General features: G+C 70.7%; 11 protein-coding genes. 6 read left to right on the top strand and 5 right to left on the bottom strand.

Features of this window, described 5'->3' with window-relative positions; genetic code table 11:
* Positions 1-30 precede the first annotated feature (30 nt).
* Positions 31-1,830, bottom strand: coding sequence for an ABC transporter ATP-binding protein (locus OHA11_RS42405; RefSeq protein WP_266506075.1), 1,800 nt, complete (start codon positions 1,828-1,830; stop codon positions 31-33).
* A 95-nt stretch (positions 1,831-1,925) separates the two neighbouring features.
* On the opposite strand from OHA11_RS42405, the gene OHA11_RS42400 reads away from it, so the two are divergent.
* Positions 1,926-2,390: a MarR family winged helix-turn-helix transcriptional regulator gene (locus tag OHA11_RS42400; RefSeq protein WP_266506073.1), complete on the top strand. Its 465-nt coding sequence runs from the start codon at positions 1,926-1,928 to the stop codon at positions 2,388-2,390.
* Positions 2,391-2,775: 385 nt separating this feature from the next.
* On the opposite strand, the gene OHA11_RS42395 is transcribed toward OHA11_RS42400, so the two are convergent.
* Positions 2,776-4,257, bottom strand: a complete 1,482-nt coding sequence (locus OHA11_RS42395; RefSeq protein ID WP_266506070.1) for a cation:dicarboxylase symporter family transporter — start codon at positions 4,255-4,257, stop codon at positions 2,776-2,778.
* 143 nt (positions 4,258-4,400) lie between these two features.
* Positions 4,401-6,023, bottom strand: coding sequence for a peptide-N4-asparagine amidase (locus OHA11_RS42390; protein WP_266506067.1), 1,623 nt, complete (start codon positions 6,021-6,023; stop codon positions 4,401-4,403).
* Positions 6,024-6,146: 123 nt separating this feature from the next.
* On the opposite strand from OHA11_RS42390, the gene OHA11_RS42385 reads away from it, so the two are divergent.
* On the top strand, positions 6,147-7,643 hold the full coding sequence (locus OHA11_RS42385) for a glycosyltransferase family 39 protein (RefSeq protein ID WP_266506064.1): 1,497 nt from the start codon (positions 6,147-6,149) through the stop codon (positions 7,641-7,643).
* Positions 7,644-7,670: 27 nt separating this feature from the next.
* Here OHA11_RS42385 and OHA11_RS42380 read toward each other — a convergent pair whose 3' ends face one another.
* Positions 7,671-8,399, bottom strand: a complete 729-nt coding sequence (locus OHA11_RS42380; protein ID WP_266506061.1) for a L,D-transpeptidase family protein — start codon at positions 8,397-8,399, stop codon at positions 7,671-7,673.
* A gap of 204 nt (positions 8,400-8,603) precedes the next feature.
* Between OHA11_RS42380 and OHA11_RS42375 the strand changes: the two genes are divergently transcribed.
* From OHA11_RS42375 to OHA11_RS42360, 4 genes are all read left to right on the top strand, one after another.
* Positions 8,604-10,403 carry an ABC transporter ATP-binding protein gene (locus tag OHA11_RS42375; RefSeq protein WP_266506058.1) on the top strand — a complete coding sequence of 600 codons (1,800 nt, stop codon included), beginning with the start codon at positions 8,604-8,606 and terminating at the stop codon, positions 10,401-10,403.
* Complete coding sequence (locus OHA11_RS42370) at positions 10,400-12,190, top strand: ABC transporter ATP-binding protein (protein WP_266506055.1); 1,791 nt, start codon at positions 10,400-10,402, stop codon at positions 12,188-12,190. Before OHA11_RS42375 ends, OHA11_RS42370 begins: the two co-directional genes overlap by 4 nt.
* A 329-nt stretch (positions 12,191-12,519) precedes the next feature.
* Positions 12,520-12,990: a DUF5709 domain-containing protein gene (locus tag OHA11_RS42365; protein WP_266506052.1), complete on the top strand. Its 471-nt coding sequence runs from the start codon at positions 12,520-12,522 to the stop codon at positions 12,988-12,990.
* A 73-nt stretch (positions 12,991-13,063) separates the two neighbouring features.
* Complete coding sequence (locus tag OHA11_RS42360; protein ID WP_266506049.1) at positions 13,064-13,345, top strand: type B 50S ribosomal protein L31; 282 nt, start codon at positions 13,064-13,066, stop codon at positions 13,343-13,345.
* A 365-nt stretch (positions 13,346-13,710) separates the two neighbouring features.
* On the opposite strand, the gene OHA11_RS42355 is transcribed toward OHA11_RS42360, so the two are convergent.
* The gene (locus OHA11_RS42355) at positions 13,711-14,505 is read right to left on the bottom strand and encodes a metal-dependent hydrolase (RefSeq protein WP_266506046.1); all 795 of its coding nucleotides are present in this window, start codon (positions 14,503-14,505) and stop codon (positions 13,711-13,713) included.
* Between the last annotated feature and the right edge of the window lie 32 nt (positions 14,506-14,537).

Raw genomic sequence — 14,537 nt, 5'->3', positions numbered from 1 at the left:
CCCGCATAACGTCATAATTTCGGCATATCGTCATCTTGTTGGCTCCAGTTGGGCGTCCCTGTGGACCAGCGCGGCGTAACGGCCCCCGCGCGCCAACAGCTCCTCGTGCGTGCCTCGTTCCGCCGTGCGGCCACCGTCGAGGACCACGATCTGGTCGGCGCCCCGAATGGTGGACAGGCGGTGCGCGATGGTGAGCGTGGTCCGGTTGGCCGACAGGGCGTCGATCGCCTTCTGCACGGCGAGCTCGGTGCGGGTGTCCAGGGCGCTGGTCGCCTCGTCGAGGATCAGGACCGGCGGATCCCGCAGGATCGTGCGGGCGATGGCCAGGCGCTGCTTCTCGCCGCCGGAGAAGCGGTGTCCGCGCTCGCCCACCATCGTGTCGTACCCGTCGGGCAGCGACGCGATGTGGTCGTGGATCTGCGCGGCTCTCGCCGCCTCGTACAGCTCCTCGTCGGTGGCGTCCGGCTTGGCGAACCGCAGGTTGTCGGCGACCGTGGCGTGGAAGAGGTATGTCTCCTGGGAGACGACGCCGATCCCGCGGGCGAGGGTGTCGAAGTCCAGGTCGCGCACGTCCACCCCGTCGAGCGTGACGCGCCCGCCCGTGACGTCGTACAGACGCGGCACCAGATAGCTGAGCGTGGACTTGCCCGCACCGGTCGAGCCGACGACGGCGAGGCTGCCGCCGGCGGGCACGGTGATGTCGATGGCGTCGAGAATCGGGCCGCTCTTGTCGTCGTAGCGGAATTCCACGTCCTCGAAGCGCACCTCTCCCTTGACCTGGTCGAGATGGACCGGCTCCTCGGGCTCGGTGATGTCGATGGGCAGGTCGAGGTACTCGAAGATGCGCTGGAACAGGGCGAGCGACGTCTGGATCTGAACGCCGGTGGACAGCAGGCTGACGGTCGGCCGGAACAGGCCCTGCTGGAGCGAGACGAAGGCGACGAGCGTGCCGAGGGAGACGGCGGGGCCGCCGAATTGGAGCGCTACACCCGCTGCCCAATAAATAACGGCCGGCATGGCGGCCATGACGATCCCGATGACGGCCATCCGCCAGCGGCCCGCCATGTTCGACCGGACCTCCAGGTCGACGAGGCTCTCGGACTCGTCGGCGAAGGAGCGGGTGAGCGAGTCGGAGCGGCCCATCGTGCGGCCGAGCAGGATGCCGCTGACGGAAAGCGACTCGGTGACGGTGGCGGCCATGGCGGCCATCTGCTTCTGGCGCTCGGTGGTGATCTTCTTGCGTTCATTGCCGACGCGGCGGCTGATCCACACGAACACCGGCAGCAGGAGCAGCGAGACGACGGTCAGCCGCCAGTCCAGGGCGACCATCGCGACGATCGTGGCGACGACACCGGTCAGGTTGGAGACGAGCGAGGTGGCGGTGGACGTGACCGTCGCCTGCATTCCACCGATGTCGTTCGCGATGCGGGACTGGACCTCGCCCGTGCGCGTCCTGGTGAAGAAGGCGAGCGACATGCGCTGCAGGCGGCCATACACGGCGGTCCGCAGGTCGTGCATGACGCGCTGGCCGACCGTGGTGGAGATGAGGGTCTGCAGGACACCGAAGACACCGCCGAGCACGGCACTCAGGATCATGCCGAGCGCGAGCAGGCTCAGCAGGCCGGTGCGGCCCTGCGGGATGGCGGTGTCGAGGATCTCCTTGAGCAGGAAGGGCGTGGCGACCGAGACCAGGGACGCGGCGCCGACGAGGAGGCCGACGACGGCCAGTCGGCCGCGGTAGGGACGGAAGAGCTTGAGAATGCGGCGCACCTGCCGGGGCTGTCCGTCCTTGGCGGGTGGCGGTGTCCAGGTGATTTCGTCGCGGGGCATGGGCTCCTACGGATGGCGAGAGAATGATGACTGACGGAGCATAGCTCATTGTTACCTATACTCACAATGAACGTGGTCCTGATATTGTTCCCGTCATGGACACCCCCGACGCCGACGGCCTGCTCGCCGAGCAGTTGCTGCGGCTGACGCGCCGAGTGCACCGCATCCAGAAGCGTCATCTGGAGAAGCGCGGGCTCGGCATCACTCCGGCCCAGTCCCGGCTGCTGCGCACCCTCGCGCACTATGGTTCGCCGCCGCGCATGGCCGACCTGGCCGAGCGGCTGGAGGTGGTGCCCCGGGCCGTGACGACACTGGTCGACGGTCTGGAGGCGAGCGGAAAGGTGCGTCGCGTACCGGACCCCACCAACCGCCGGGTGATCCGCATAGAGCTGACGGACGACGGCCGCGTGGCCCTCCGCGAGCTGCGCTCCGCGCGGCGCACCGCGGCGGAGGACATCCTGGCACCACTGACGGACGACCAGCGCAAGGTGCTCGGGGGGCTCCTGAACACGCTGATGGACGGAACGGCCGTGGCCGACGATCCGAAGCGCGACTGCTGACCGAGGGCGGCGCCGAGGGGCGAGGAAGGCCCACTCTTTCCGCGGACCGGGCCGAAGCACACTCCGCTCCGCCTTGCGGACCTGGTCGGCGCCGACCGCGCGGGCGCCGGTCCGCGCACGCTGGGCTCCGCCCGGTCACGTACGTAACCGAAAGTCCAAAGACCAAGGTCCGGAGCACAACGAGAACGCGACACCGGACCTGGCGAGAACCCCGAGGGCTACTCCCGACGTTCGGTCCCGCGCTCGGTCCGGACGGGGGGGCAGGAGCTGCTGCGTTGAGAGAAGTCTCAGGGGCAGGAGCTACGAGGGCCAGTCTTCCGGGCGGCCAGTCCTACGGGATGAGGGCGTGGGGCCCGGCGTCGAGCGGGTGCGCCGGGCCCCGCTCTCAACTCGCCCCGCCTGCGGACCCCTTGGCCAACGAGGCCGTGGCCTTGGCCTCGGCGGGTTCCTCCGCCGTTCCTGCGGACTCCTCGCCCTTGCCCGGCGCATCCGCACGCGCTGTCTGAGCGGGCACGTCCGTCTTGGGCTTGCTCCCGTCCTGCTCCACGTCCTCCTCCACGTCCTCCTCCACGAACGCGATCTCGCCGTCGAGCATCTTCTTCGCCCGGTCCATGTCCAGGGCGCCCTCCCAGCGGGAGACGGCGAAGACGGCGACGCAGTTGCCGAGGAGGTTGGTGACGACGCGCATCGAGTCCATGATGCGGTCGACGCCGAGCAGCAGGGCAACGGCCCCGGCGGGGATGGCGCCGAGCGAGGAGGCGGTCGCCGACAGTGCGAGGAAGGCCGAACCCGGGATGCCTGCCATGCCCTTGCTGGTCAGCATGAGCACCAGGATCACGGTGATCTGCTGGCTCAGGCTGAGGTCGACACCCACGGCCTGCGCGATGAACAGCGTGCCGATGGAGAGGTAGATCGAGGCGCCGTCGAGGTTGAAGGAGTACCCCGTCGGCAGCACCAGACCCACCGCGTCGTCACGGGCACCCGCCTGACGGAGCTTCTGCATCATGCGGGGCATGACCGTCTCGCTGGACGCGGTGCCGAGCGCGAGCAGCAACTCCGCACGCGAATAGCGGACGAACTTCCACAGGCTGAGCCCGGTGACCAGCTTCAACGCGACCCCGAGGAGCACGAGGAAGACTGCCGCCACGGCGTAGCAGAGGATGATGAGCTTGCCGTACGTCTTCATGACCCCGAGGCCGTACTCCCCCACCAGGTGGACCATCGCGCCGAAGACGGCGAGCGGCGCGAGCTTCATGACGAAGCCGACGATCGCGAAGATGATCTCCTGGACCTGCTCGATGGCCGGCAGGATCGCGGGCACCTTGGTGCGGCCGAGGTGGAGCAGCGCGGCGCCCGTCAGACAGGCCAGCACCAGGACCTGCAGCAGCGAGTTCTCGGCGAAGGCACCGACCGCGCTCTGCGGCAACGCGTTGAGGATGAACTCGGTGGTAGACGGCAACGCACCGCCGGCGGTCTTGTCGTCGACCGCCGAGGCGTCGAGCTTCGACGGGTCGACGTTCATGCCCGACCCGGGGGCGAAGACGTTGGCGGCGATCAGGCCGATGAGCAGCGCGGCCGTGGAGGCGATCTCGAACCAGATCAGGGCCTTGAGCCCGATCCGCCCGAAGGCCTTCAGGTTGCCGGCCTTGGCGATGCCGACGACGACCACGCAGAAGACGAGCGGTGAGATCACCGTCTTGATGAGGCGCACGAAGCCGTCGCCGAGCGGCTGGAAGGTCGTGGCCGTGTCCGGCCACAACCTTCCGACGACGATTCCGAGTACGAGCGCGCAGGCGACCTGCGCGAACAGTGAGGTACGCAGTATGCGTGCGACGCGTCGCGGCGGGGACGGTACAGACGGCGGCACGGGCACTCCTCCAGGGGGACTTCTGGGATACGGAAAGCGGATTCCGCGGTGATCACTATCGGGGGAGTTTGCTACCGCCGTTGGCCTCAACGTGACAGGTGTGTAAATCATCGAAAGATGTGTCACGCCCCACACCGGAACATTCAGCAGCCCTTACGGTCCTCGGTGAGCGTCCCCTGCACGGTCACCAGGTTCCGGTCGTAACAGCCGCCCGGTCCGTACAGCCGGTAGCGCTCGCTGGTCGTGCCGACCGCGTGACGCTGGTCGCGCGGCACGTTCGCCGTATACGTGGCATCGCCCGCGTAGCTGTCGTCGAGCCGGGACCACGCCGTGCGCCGACCGCCCCGCGTCTCCACGACGGCGGCCCGGTCCCCCAGCGACAGCACGGTCCGCAGCCGGTCGCCCGCGCCGAGGGCAGTGGTGCCGTCCATGGTGTAGGTGCGGTGCGTCCGGGCCGACTTGGCGGGCCCGCGCCCGGCCACGGTGACGGTCTCGTCGTCGGTCCAGGTGCCCTTCAGCGCGTCCGTGTTCTCGCCGTTGGTCCAGCGGTGCACGGAGGTGTTGGCCAGCCTGCGGTCGACGGTGGTCTTCACGCGGCCGTGCGAGGTGTCGACGTACCCGGCCACAGTCAGCCGGTGCCCGGCCACGGTGTCCAGACGGTGCTCCGAACCCGGTGTGTACGTCGAGGAGTTGTCGAGGTCTCCCGCCCTGTGCGCGGTGAGCTTCCCGGTGACGTGCTCGCTCTTCGCGTCCTGCCAGACGAGGACGTTCACCGGGGTGCTCCAGCCGCTCTGCCCCTCGGGAACGCCCACTACGGAGACGTCGATCCGGTGCGGACGGCCGTCGTTGAGCAGCCCCGCGAACGGTGTCAGGTCGTACTCGACGGGCTTGATGTCGAAGGCGCGCGGGCCCGGGATCACGTACCAGAGGAAGGGGTTGGACCAGCCGCCGGTCCACACGGTCGGGAACGGGGCCGCGATGCCCGCGAGTCGGCCGTCGACCTTGATCTGCACCTCGCGGTAGGGGCCGTCGCCGGCCTTGCAGGAGTACGGCGCGGCGTCGGGCACCGTCAGATACCAGTACTCCTCGCAGCCGCCGCCCGACCCTGTGGCGTATACCTCGGCGACGATGCGTTCACTGTTGCGGGGTGTGGTGAGGGTGCCGTCCTGGAGGGTGAGGACGCGGTCGGGGGTCGTCTTGGCGGTGGGCTCGCCCGCGTGGAGAGTGGCGGCGGGCTCGGCCGCGTAGAAGGTGAGCGTGACTTTGACGTCGATGATGCCCGTGTAGGTGTCGTCGACGACGTTGCCGATGAGCATCTCGACGCCTTGGCCTGCCCGGAACGTGTCGCTGTAGCGCGTGACGTCCTTCTCCACCGACCACTCGATGCCGTCGGGCGAGGGCTGCGGGGTGGACGTACGGAGGACCTCGACTCCGCCGATGTGCAGATAGCCGAGCCGGTCGAACTGCCGCCCCTTGACCTTGCCGTCGAGGCGCAGGACGACCTTGCTCCAGCGGTCGCCGCAGCCGCTCGGGGGCGTGTACGTGCCCTTGTACGGCGTAAAGTCCTTGAACCGGGCCTCGGCGACGGTGACTTCGCAGGACGTGGTGTCCGGTCGGGTGACCGGCGGGGCGACGGTGACCGGGTCGTGCCAGTCGGTGCCGAACTCGGCAGGCGCGTCGGCCGATTGCGCGGGGGCCGCTCCGAGGAGGGTGCTCGCCACGAGGGTCGCCCCGGCGAGCATGGACATGATGATCTGTCTTCTCATGAGCGGTGTTCTACGGGGAGTTGGCCCGGCCCGCAATGAGTCCTCGGGTCCTGATGCGAACGGGCACTGTCAGTACGCGGACACCGTCAGTACGGTGGTGGCACCGATTGGCGAGGGGGCGCGATGGATCGGGAACGGGACGACGCACCGCGCGAGTTACCCCGTTTCGCCCTCGGTCCCGTGTCGGTCCTGGCGGCAGTCCTCGCCGCCGTACTCACCATCCTGTCCGGCCGATACGGGTACCACCGGGACGAGTTGTACTTCCTCGCGGCGGGCGATCGCCCGGCCTGGGGGTACGTCGACCAGCCGCCGCTGACGCCGCTCCTCGCGCGGGCGGCCACCACGCTGTTCGGGGACTCCCCCGTCGGGCTGCGGGTCCCGGCGACGCTCGTCTTCGTCGCCGCCGTCCTCGTGGTCGCCCTCGTCGCACGGGAGTTGGGTGGCGACCGGCGGACACAGGTGGTCGCGGCGGGGCTCGCGGGCGTGTCCGGGCAGCCGTTGGCCGTCGGGCACATGGTGTCGACCGCGACCTTCGACCTGCTGGCCTGGCTGTTGATCTGCTGGTTGGTGCTGCGACTGCTGCGCACCGGCGACGGGCGGTGGTGGCTTGCGATCGGCCTGTGCGTCGGGGTCGGGCTGCTGAACAAATACCTCGTGGCACTCCTGGTCGTCGCGCTGCTGGCGGCCGTACTCGCCGTGGGTCCGCGGCGGGTGCTGCGCAGCCCGTGGCTGCTCGCCGGCGTGGCCGTCGCCCTCGTGGTGGCGGCGCCCAACCTGTGGTGGCAGGCCGATCACGGCTGGCCGCAACTGACGGTCGCGGAGGGGATCGGCACGGACGACGGAACCGAGAACCGGATCCTGTTCGTGCCCGAGCAACTCATCTATCTGTCCCCGCTGTTCGTGCCGGTGTGGGTCGCGGGCTGGCTGCGGCTCTGGCGCGATCCGGCCCTGCGGTGGGCTCGTCCGGCAGCGGTCGCGTACCCCCTGCTGTGCGTGCTGGTCGTGGCGCTGGGCGGCAAGGGGTACTACGTCGTGCCGCTGCTGATCGTGCTGCTCGCGGCGGGCTGTGAGCCTGCTCTGGCCTGGACGCGGCAGCACGGCCGTACGTGGCCCGTGGTGGCCGTGCTCGTGACCGTCGCGATCAACGCGATGGTCACCCTCCCGGTGCTGCCGAAGAACTCACTCGCCGTGCCGATGGCGCTCAACAAGGAGCAGGGCGAGCAGGTGGGTTGGCCCGCGCTGGCCGACGCGACCGCGAGGGGCTGGTCAGCGATTCCCGTGGGTGAGCGGGCGCGTGCCGTGGTCTTCACGCAGAACTACGGCGAGGCGGGCGCCCTCGACCGCTACGGCCCCGCGCGCGGGCTGCCTCGGCCCTACTCCGGCCATATGAGCTACGCCGACTGGGGCCCGCCGCCGGACTCGGCCGACGGACCGGTGCTCCTCGTCCGGCAGGAGGACGCGGACGGCATCGAGCGGTACTTCACCGGCTGCCGTCGGGTCGCACGCGTGGACAACGGGCACGGGGTGGAGAACGAGGAGCAGGGCGCGGCCGTGGTGTTGTGCTCGGGGACGACGGAGCCTTGGTCGCGGTTGTGGCCGTCCCTTCGCCACTACTACTGAGGGCGCGTGGTGGCCGGTGACGGGCGGTCAGGCGGCTTTGAGGTTCGCCTTGTCGCCCATCACTACGACCGGGTGCCGGCCCGGGTCGAGGGTGCGCAGCAGGTACTCCATGCCGGACTTGGGCAGGCTCACGCAGGCCGACGTACCGCTGCCGTGGTCCATGTGCAGCCAGATACTGCCGCCCTTGGACTGGCCCTGGGGGCGGGCCGGGTCGTTGGGCGAGGTGCCCTTGACGCGGTTGTAGTCGATGGCGATGACGTAGTCGAAGTCATTCCAGTGCGACTTGGCCCAGTAGTGCGGGGCCTGGAAGCCCGCGGACTCGGTGTACGGGAGTTTGGCGCCGGGGTCGGCGAGTACTCCGCCCGCGTCGCTGAGCGTGAACACCCCGACGGGGCTGCGTTTGTCGTTCTCCCGGTGGTTGGTCGTCCAGCCCTTCTTGCCGTTGTGGCCCTTCCAGCTGCGGGTCTTGTCCCAGGTGGAGCCGGACTTGGTGTACAGGACGATCGTGGAGTCCGCCGAGTCCTCGCCCTCTCCGTAGACGGCCACGACCTGGCGGGAGTCGGCGGGAATCTGCTTGCGCAGGGTGTCCCCGACGCCGGGGATGCGCTTGAGGTCGACGGTGCGCGCCTGCTCGGGCCGGTCGGGGTCGTCCGTCCGCCCGTCGCCCTTCTTCCCGCTCCCGCCGCCGGAACCGCCGCAGGCCGCCAGGGACATCAGAAGGGCACCGGACACCGCGGCCGTGGCCGTCGTGCGCATCGCACCGCCTATTCGCATCGATCCATCGTCGCACCACGATCCGGACTATTGTGTCCGGCCCCTCGGCTTCCGGCCCATATGCGGATGGTCCGGGCCGAATCTTTGCCTCGCGGCGGAAAACCGTTTGCCTGCGGACACGCTGTGACGCGAACCTTTCACGGTTTGTTGCCTCCCCCACCCCCTTCTACGAGCCCCTGGGACGTCATGCAGATTCAAGACCTTCCGTATCCCGACCCGGGTGTGCCGGACGCACGCTCGGGTCCCCGGTTCCTGGTGTGGCTCGGCCGGAATCAGCTCGGCGGACAGGTGAAGGCCCTGGCCTGGGGTCTGCTGCACTTCATGTCCGTGTCCGGGCTGCCCTTCTGTGTGGGCTTCGCCGTCCAGGCCGTCGTGGACCGCTCCGGTGCGCGGCTCGGCCTGGCGGGCGGGCTGCTCGCGCTGTGCGGGGTCGGTATCGCGCTGGGCGACACCATGCTCCACCGGGTCGCGGTCACCAACTGGATCACAGCGGCCGCGCGCGTCCAGCAGCTCCTGGCGCGCAGGACCGCCCTGCTGGGCTCCGCGCTGACGCGGCGCGTGGCGGCCGGTGAGGTCGTCGCGGTCTCGACCGGCGACGTGGAGAAGATCGGCTGGTTCGTCGAGGCCGTATCGCGGTTCACCGCGGCGGCGGTGACGATCGTGTTCGTCTGTGTCGCCCTGGTCGTCTACCAGCCGGCGCTCGGCATCGTCGTCGCCGTGGGCATGCCCGTGCTGGCGCTCGCGGTGCTGCCGCTGCTTCCCCGGGCGACCCGGCGTGCCGACTGCCAGCGCGAGAAGGCGGGCCGCGCCACGGAACTCGCCTCGGACACCGTCGCGGGGCTGCGCGTGCTGCGCGGCATCGGCGGCGAGGAGCTGTTCCTCGACCGGTACCGCCGTGCCTCGCAGGAGGTCCGGCACGCGGCCGTGCGCAGCGCCCGTATGTGGGCACTGATCTCCGCGATCCAGGTACTGCTGCCCGGACTGCTGCTGATCGTCGTCGTCTGGCACGGCGTGAACCTGGCCCGGGACGGCCGGATCACCGTCGGTGAACTGGTCACCGTGTACAGCGCCGTCATGCTGCTCACCTATCCGCTCCGTCACTTCGAGGAGATCGCCATGGCCTACTCCTTCTCCCGGCCGTCCGCGAAACGCGCCGCCCGGGTGCTGTCGCTGGAGCGGGCGACGGACGGCGAGGGGTCGCGCGAGGCCGTCGTACCGGCCGGGGACCTGTACGACCCCGCGACCGGGCTGCTCGCGCCCGCGGGGCGGCTCACCGCCGTGGTGTGCGGTGACCCGGACGCGGCGGGTGCGCTGGCGGAGCGGCTCGGCGGTCACGCGGCGGACTCCTCGGAGCTGCCGTCGGCGCTGGTCGGCGGCGTGCCGCTGGACGAGCTGCCGCTCGACTCGGCCCGCAGTGCCGTCCTCGTCCAGGACAAGGACCCGGTTCTGCTCTCCGGCACCCTGCGCGAGCTGCTCGACGTGCCCGCCTCGGGGGAGGTCAGTCCCGAGAAGGCACTGGCCGCCGCGCAGTGCGGCGACGTCCTGGACGCGCTCGCCCAGGGGTCGCTGGACGCCGACGACCCGATGGACGCCCGGATCACCGAACGCGGCCGCTCCCTGTCGGGCGGCCAGCGCCAGCGGCTCGCGCTGGCCCGGTCGCTGATCACGGACCCGGAGGTGCTCGTCCTGGACGAACCGACGTCCGCGGTCGACTCGCACACCGAGGCACGCGTCGCCGACGGCATCCGGTCCCTGCGCCACGGCCGCACGACGGTGGTGTTCACCTCGTCACCGCTGCTCCTCGACCACGCGGACCGGGTCGTGCTCGTCCACGAGGACGAGGTCGCGGCGGTCGGCATACACCGCGAGCTGCTGCACAGCGAGCCCCGGTACCGGGCCGTGGTGACCCGTGAGACCGACGACGAGGCCGCCGCCCACGAACTCGGCCACCTGCCAGAACTGGAAGAAATCGAGGAGACCGCATGATCGGCGTGGCGCCACCGGCCTACGATCCGGCGGCCCCGACGACCGCAGAGACCCTGCCCGTCGGCGCCCCCGCGACCGTACGCGCCTACGTGGCCGAACTGTTCCAACGGCACCGCCGTGCCTTCCTCCTGCTCATCACCGTCAACACGGTCGCTGTCGTCACCTCGATGGTGGGCCCCTATCTGCTGGGGTCGCTCGTCCAGCGCGTCTCCGACGGCACGGCGGCGGCACGCGAACTCCATATGGAGCGCACCGCCGCGCTGTTCGTCCTCGCCCTGGTGGTCCAGGCCGTGTTCGTACGCCAGGTGCGGCTGCGGGGCGCCATACTCGGCGAGCGGATGCTGGCCGACCTGCGCGAGGACTTCCTCGTACGGTCGGTGGGGCTGCCGCCGGGCGTCCTGGAGCGGGCCGGGACGGGCGATCTGCTGTCCCGGATCACCACGGACATCGACCGGCTGGCCAACGCCATGCGCGAGGCGGTGCCGCAGCTGGCCATCGGTGTGGTCTGGGTGGCGCTGCTGCTCGGCGGTCTCGCCGTGACCGCGCCGCCGCTCGCGCCCGCCGTGCTGGTCGCCGTCCCGATCCTGGTGGTGGGCTGCCGCTGGTACTTCAAGCGCGCGCCGTCCGGCTACCGCTCCGAGGCCGCCGGTTACGCCGCGGTGGCCGCCGTGCTCTCGGAGACGGTGGACGCGGGCCGCACCATCGAGGCGCACCGCCTGAGCGAGCGCCGCATCAAGCTGTCGGACCGGCGGGTCCAGGAGTGGACCGCCTGGGAGCGGTACACCCTGTGGTTGCGCTCGGTGCTCTTCCCGGTCATCAACCTCACCCACGTCACGGTTCTCGGCTCGGTCCTGATGATCGGTGGGTACTTCGTCATCCAGGGCTGGATCGGGGTGGGCCAGCTGACGACTGGCGCCCTGATCGCGCAGATGCTCGTCGACCCGGTGGGTCTGATCCTGCGCTGGTACGACGAGCTTCAGGTGGCCCAGGTCTCGCTGGCCCGGCTGGTCGGCGTCCGCGACATCGAGCCGGACGCGGGCGACGGGTCGCTGGCTCCCGACGGGCGTGACGTGCACGCCGACCAGGTGCACTTCGGCTACCGCGCCGGCGTCGACGTGCTGCGCAAGGTCTCTCTGGAGGTCGCGCCGGGCACCCGGCTGGCCCTGGTCGGCCCGTCCGGCGCGGGCAAGTCCACGCTGGGCAGGCTGCTCGCCGGGATCTACGCACCCCGGGCCGGCCGGATCACGCTCGGCGGCGCCGAACTGTCCCGGATGTCCGCCGAACGGGTCCGCTCCCACGTGGCCCTGGTCAACCAGGAACACCACGTGTTCGTGGGCGCCCTGCGCGACAACCTGCTCCTCGCCCGCACGGACGCCGACGACGCCGAACTGTGGGCCGCCCTCGGCGCGGTCGACGCCGACGGCTGGGCGCGGGCGCTGGACGAGGGTCTGGACACCGAGGTCGGCTCTGGCGGGGTCGCTCTCACTCCGGCCCAGGCCCAGCAGATCGCGCTCGCCCGGCTGGTGCTCGCCGACCCGCACACGCTCGTCCTGGACGAGGCCACCTCGCTCCTCGACCCGCGCGCGGCCCGGCATCTGGAGCGCTCCCTGTCCCGCGTCCTCGACGGCCGCACCGTGGTCGCCATCGCCCACCGGCTGCACACCGCCCACGACGCGGACGTCATCGCCGTCGTCGAGAACGGCCGCATCAGCGAACTCGGTAGCCATGATCAGCTGGTCGCCGCGGACGGCGCGTACGCGGCGCTGTGGCGGTCCTGGCACGGGTGAGCGAGCGCTGCCCTCGGTCGGCCTCGGTTCGGGCCGGCCGGGACCCGTTCGCTGTCCGCGCGTGAGCCGGTCGGGGGCGTGCTGTCGCGTGCCCCCGGCTCCGGCCCGCACCCGTCGCTGGTGGGAGGGCCGGAGCCCACCGCCGTGCTCCGTGCCGTTGCGCGGTGTCGAAGAGGGGTGGAAGGCTGGATGTCGGCACCGGTTCGGGGAACGCCCGGGAACCGCCTGGTTCCGCATGTTCCGTACGGGCGAGTCCTGGGCCGAGTGGCCCGCGCTCCCGCCGCCGAACACGGTGACAGCAGGCCGGCCCGCACCACCTGGAGGTACCTGTGGACAGCGCCGACGGTTGGGGAGACGACGTCTACCAGCCCGACGGATCCGAGGTTCAGGACGACGCGGGGCTGCTCGACGCCGAGGACACCCTGGAATCCGACGGCGTGAGCGATCCTCTGGACCGGGGCTGGTCACCGCCGGAGCGACCGTGGGCGGTGGAGCGCAACGACGTGACCGCTGCCGAACGGCGTCACGGCGAGACCCTGGACGAACGCCTCGCGGAGGAGCTTCCGGACATCGAGGCACCCGACGGTGACGGCATCGGAGACTGCCCGGACTCGGACGGGGAACCCTTGGACAACGAGGTGGGCGACCTCCGCTCCGGCCGTCTCGTGGCGCCGAACGAAGGCGCGCACGAGGACGAGGAGAGCGGTCTGATCGCCACCGACGTGGGCATCGACGGCGCCGCGGCCTCGGCGGAAGAGGCCGCCATGCACATCGTCGACGAGGACGGCCCGTACGGCTGACGGGGCCGATCCCGCCGCCTGCCCCGCCCTGTCCCCGCACCCACTCCCCGCACTCCCCAGGCAAGGAGCAGTCATGCAGCAGGACAAGCAGCCCGATTACCACCCCGTGGTCTTCCGTGACCGCGCCGCCGGATACGCCTTCCTCACCCGGTCCACCGCTACCAGCGACCGGACGATCGACTGGGACGACGGCGAGACGTACCCCGTAGTGGACGTGGAGATCTCCTCCGAGAGCCATCCCTTCTACACGGGCAAGGCCCGGACCGTGGACACCGAGGGCCGGGTCGCCCAATTCGAGAAGCGGTACGGCAAGGGGAGCCAGGACCGGACGCCGGGCGGGGGCGACACGGCCTGAACCTGCCACGGCGCGATTCTCTTGGCGACGGGAGGCGGCGACGCCTGGCCGATGAGTGGTGAGGCCCGGCCGATCGGCGGGGGCACCTGGCCGATTGGCGGGGGCGCCCGGCCGATCGGCAACGGCATCTGGCCCACTGGTGACGGCGCCCGGCCGCAGCCGAACGACGGCGGCGTCCGACCGACTGGCTGTGGCATCAGGTCGGCTGACAGCAGCATCAAGCCGTGGGAGGCCGTCGCCAAGCAGCGGGAGCTCGGCACCAGGCCGCGGGAGCGCGGCGCCAAGCCGTCGGAGCTCGGCACCAGGCCCTGGGAGGGCGGCGCCAGGCCGCGGGAGGGCGGCGCCTGCCCAGCGGTCGCGGTCGCTCAGATGAAGTTGAGCGCGGCCGCACACCCCACTCCGCCGAGCACCATGAACGCCGGCATCAGGACCTTCAGCTCGACCCAGCTGCCCGCCCGGAACCGCAACGCCTTGGGCGGTCCGATCGGGTACCAGCGCTTGCGGCCGATCGGGATCGGCCACAGGATCGGACAACCCGATACCGTCAACGCGTCCCCGATGTCGTGCACCAGCGCACCGAGGAGGACCGGCAGCCCGAGCCACAGGTACTCCTGGCCCGGCGCCGTGAACAGCCAGTCGGCGCCGTTGCCCGGCTTGTCCAGTATTCCCGCGAGGATCCAGGCACTCGTCGCGGCCAGCAGCCACACGAGGATGTCGGCACTGGAGCCACGCGTCGCCCGCCAGAGCAGCCCCTCGATGGCGAGCACTATGTGCACGAAGAGAAGTGCCAGGACCCCCCAGCGGCCCCCGGTGATCGCGACGACCGAGGCCCCGGCGCCGATCAGCACCGCCCACAACCAGGTGTGCGTCAGAGTGCGGTGCCCGCCGGAGCGACGCGGGTCGCCCGCCTTCTTCGTCCCCTTGTAGACGGCGTAGGAAAGCTTGTCGACGATCTCGCACAGCCCTCGCGAGACGGGTCCGAAGGCCCGCGAGATGGTCGCCGCCTGGTGATCCAGGTCCGGGGCGAGTGCCGCGCCCGCGCAGATCAGTGCGCCGACCAGGAGGACCGGCCAGGGCATCGTGTATCCCGCGGCGGCGGCCGCGGCTCCGACGCCCAGCCAGGCCGCCGCTCCCGACAGTGAGTGTGCTGGTCCCATCATCGCCGTGCCCCGCCCCATTCCACTTGTACTGA

This window comes from Streptomyces sp. NBC_00878 (assembly GCF_026341515.1).
Classification (GTDB): Bacteria; Actinomycetota; Actinomycetes; order Streptomycetales; family Streptomycetaceae; genus Streptomyces.
The sequence above is the reverse complement of the archived record's forward strand: the minus strand, read 5'-3'. Positions and strand labels throughout refer to the sequence as shown.

Bases quoted from the DNA above. Each gene is read 5' to 3' on its own strand.
- OHA11_RS42405 (WP_266506075.1), bottom strand. From the start codon at position 1,830: ATGCCCCGCGACGAAATCACCTGGACACCGCCACCCGCCAAGGACGGA.
- OHA11_RS42390 (WP_266506067.1), bottom strand. From the start codon at position 6,023: ATGAGAAGACAGATCATCATGTCCATGCTCGCCGGGGCGACCCTCGTG.
- OHA11_RS42355 (WP_266506046.1), bottom strand. From the start codon at position 14,505: ATGATGGGACCAGCACACTCACTGTCGGGAGCGGCGGCCTGGCTGGGC.
- OHA11_RS42375 (WP_266506058.1), top strand. From the start codon at position 8,604: ATGCAGATTCAAGACCTTCCGTATCCCGACCCGGGTGTGCCGGACGCA.
- OHA11_RS42370 (WP_266506055.1), top strand. From the start codon at position 10,400: ATGATCGGCGTGGCGCCACCGGCCTACGATCCGGCGGCCCCGACGACC.
- OHA11_RS42385 (WP_266506064.1), top strand. From the start codon at position 6,147: ATGGATCGGGAACGGGACGACGCACCGCGCGAGTTACCCCGTTTCGCC.
- OHA11_RS42380 (WP_266506061.1), bottom strand. From the start codon at position 8,399: ATGCGCACGACGGCCACGGCCGCGGTGTCCGGTGCCCTTCTGATGTCC.
- OHA11_RS42400 (WP_266506073.1), top strand. From the start codon at position 1,926: ATGGACACCCCCGACGCCGACGGCCTGCTCGCCGAGCAGTTGCTGCGG.
- OHA11_RS42360 (WP_266506049.1), top strand. From the start codon at position 13,064: ATGCAGCAGGACAAGCAGCCCGATTACCACCCCGTGGTCTTCCGTGAC.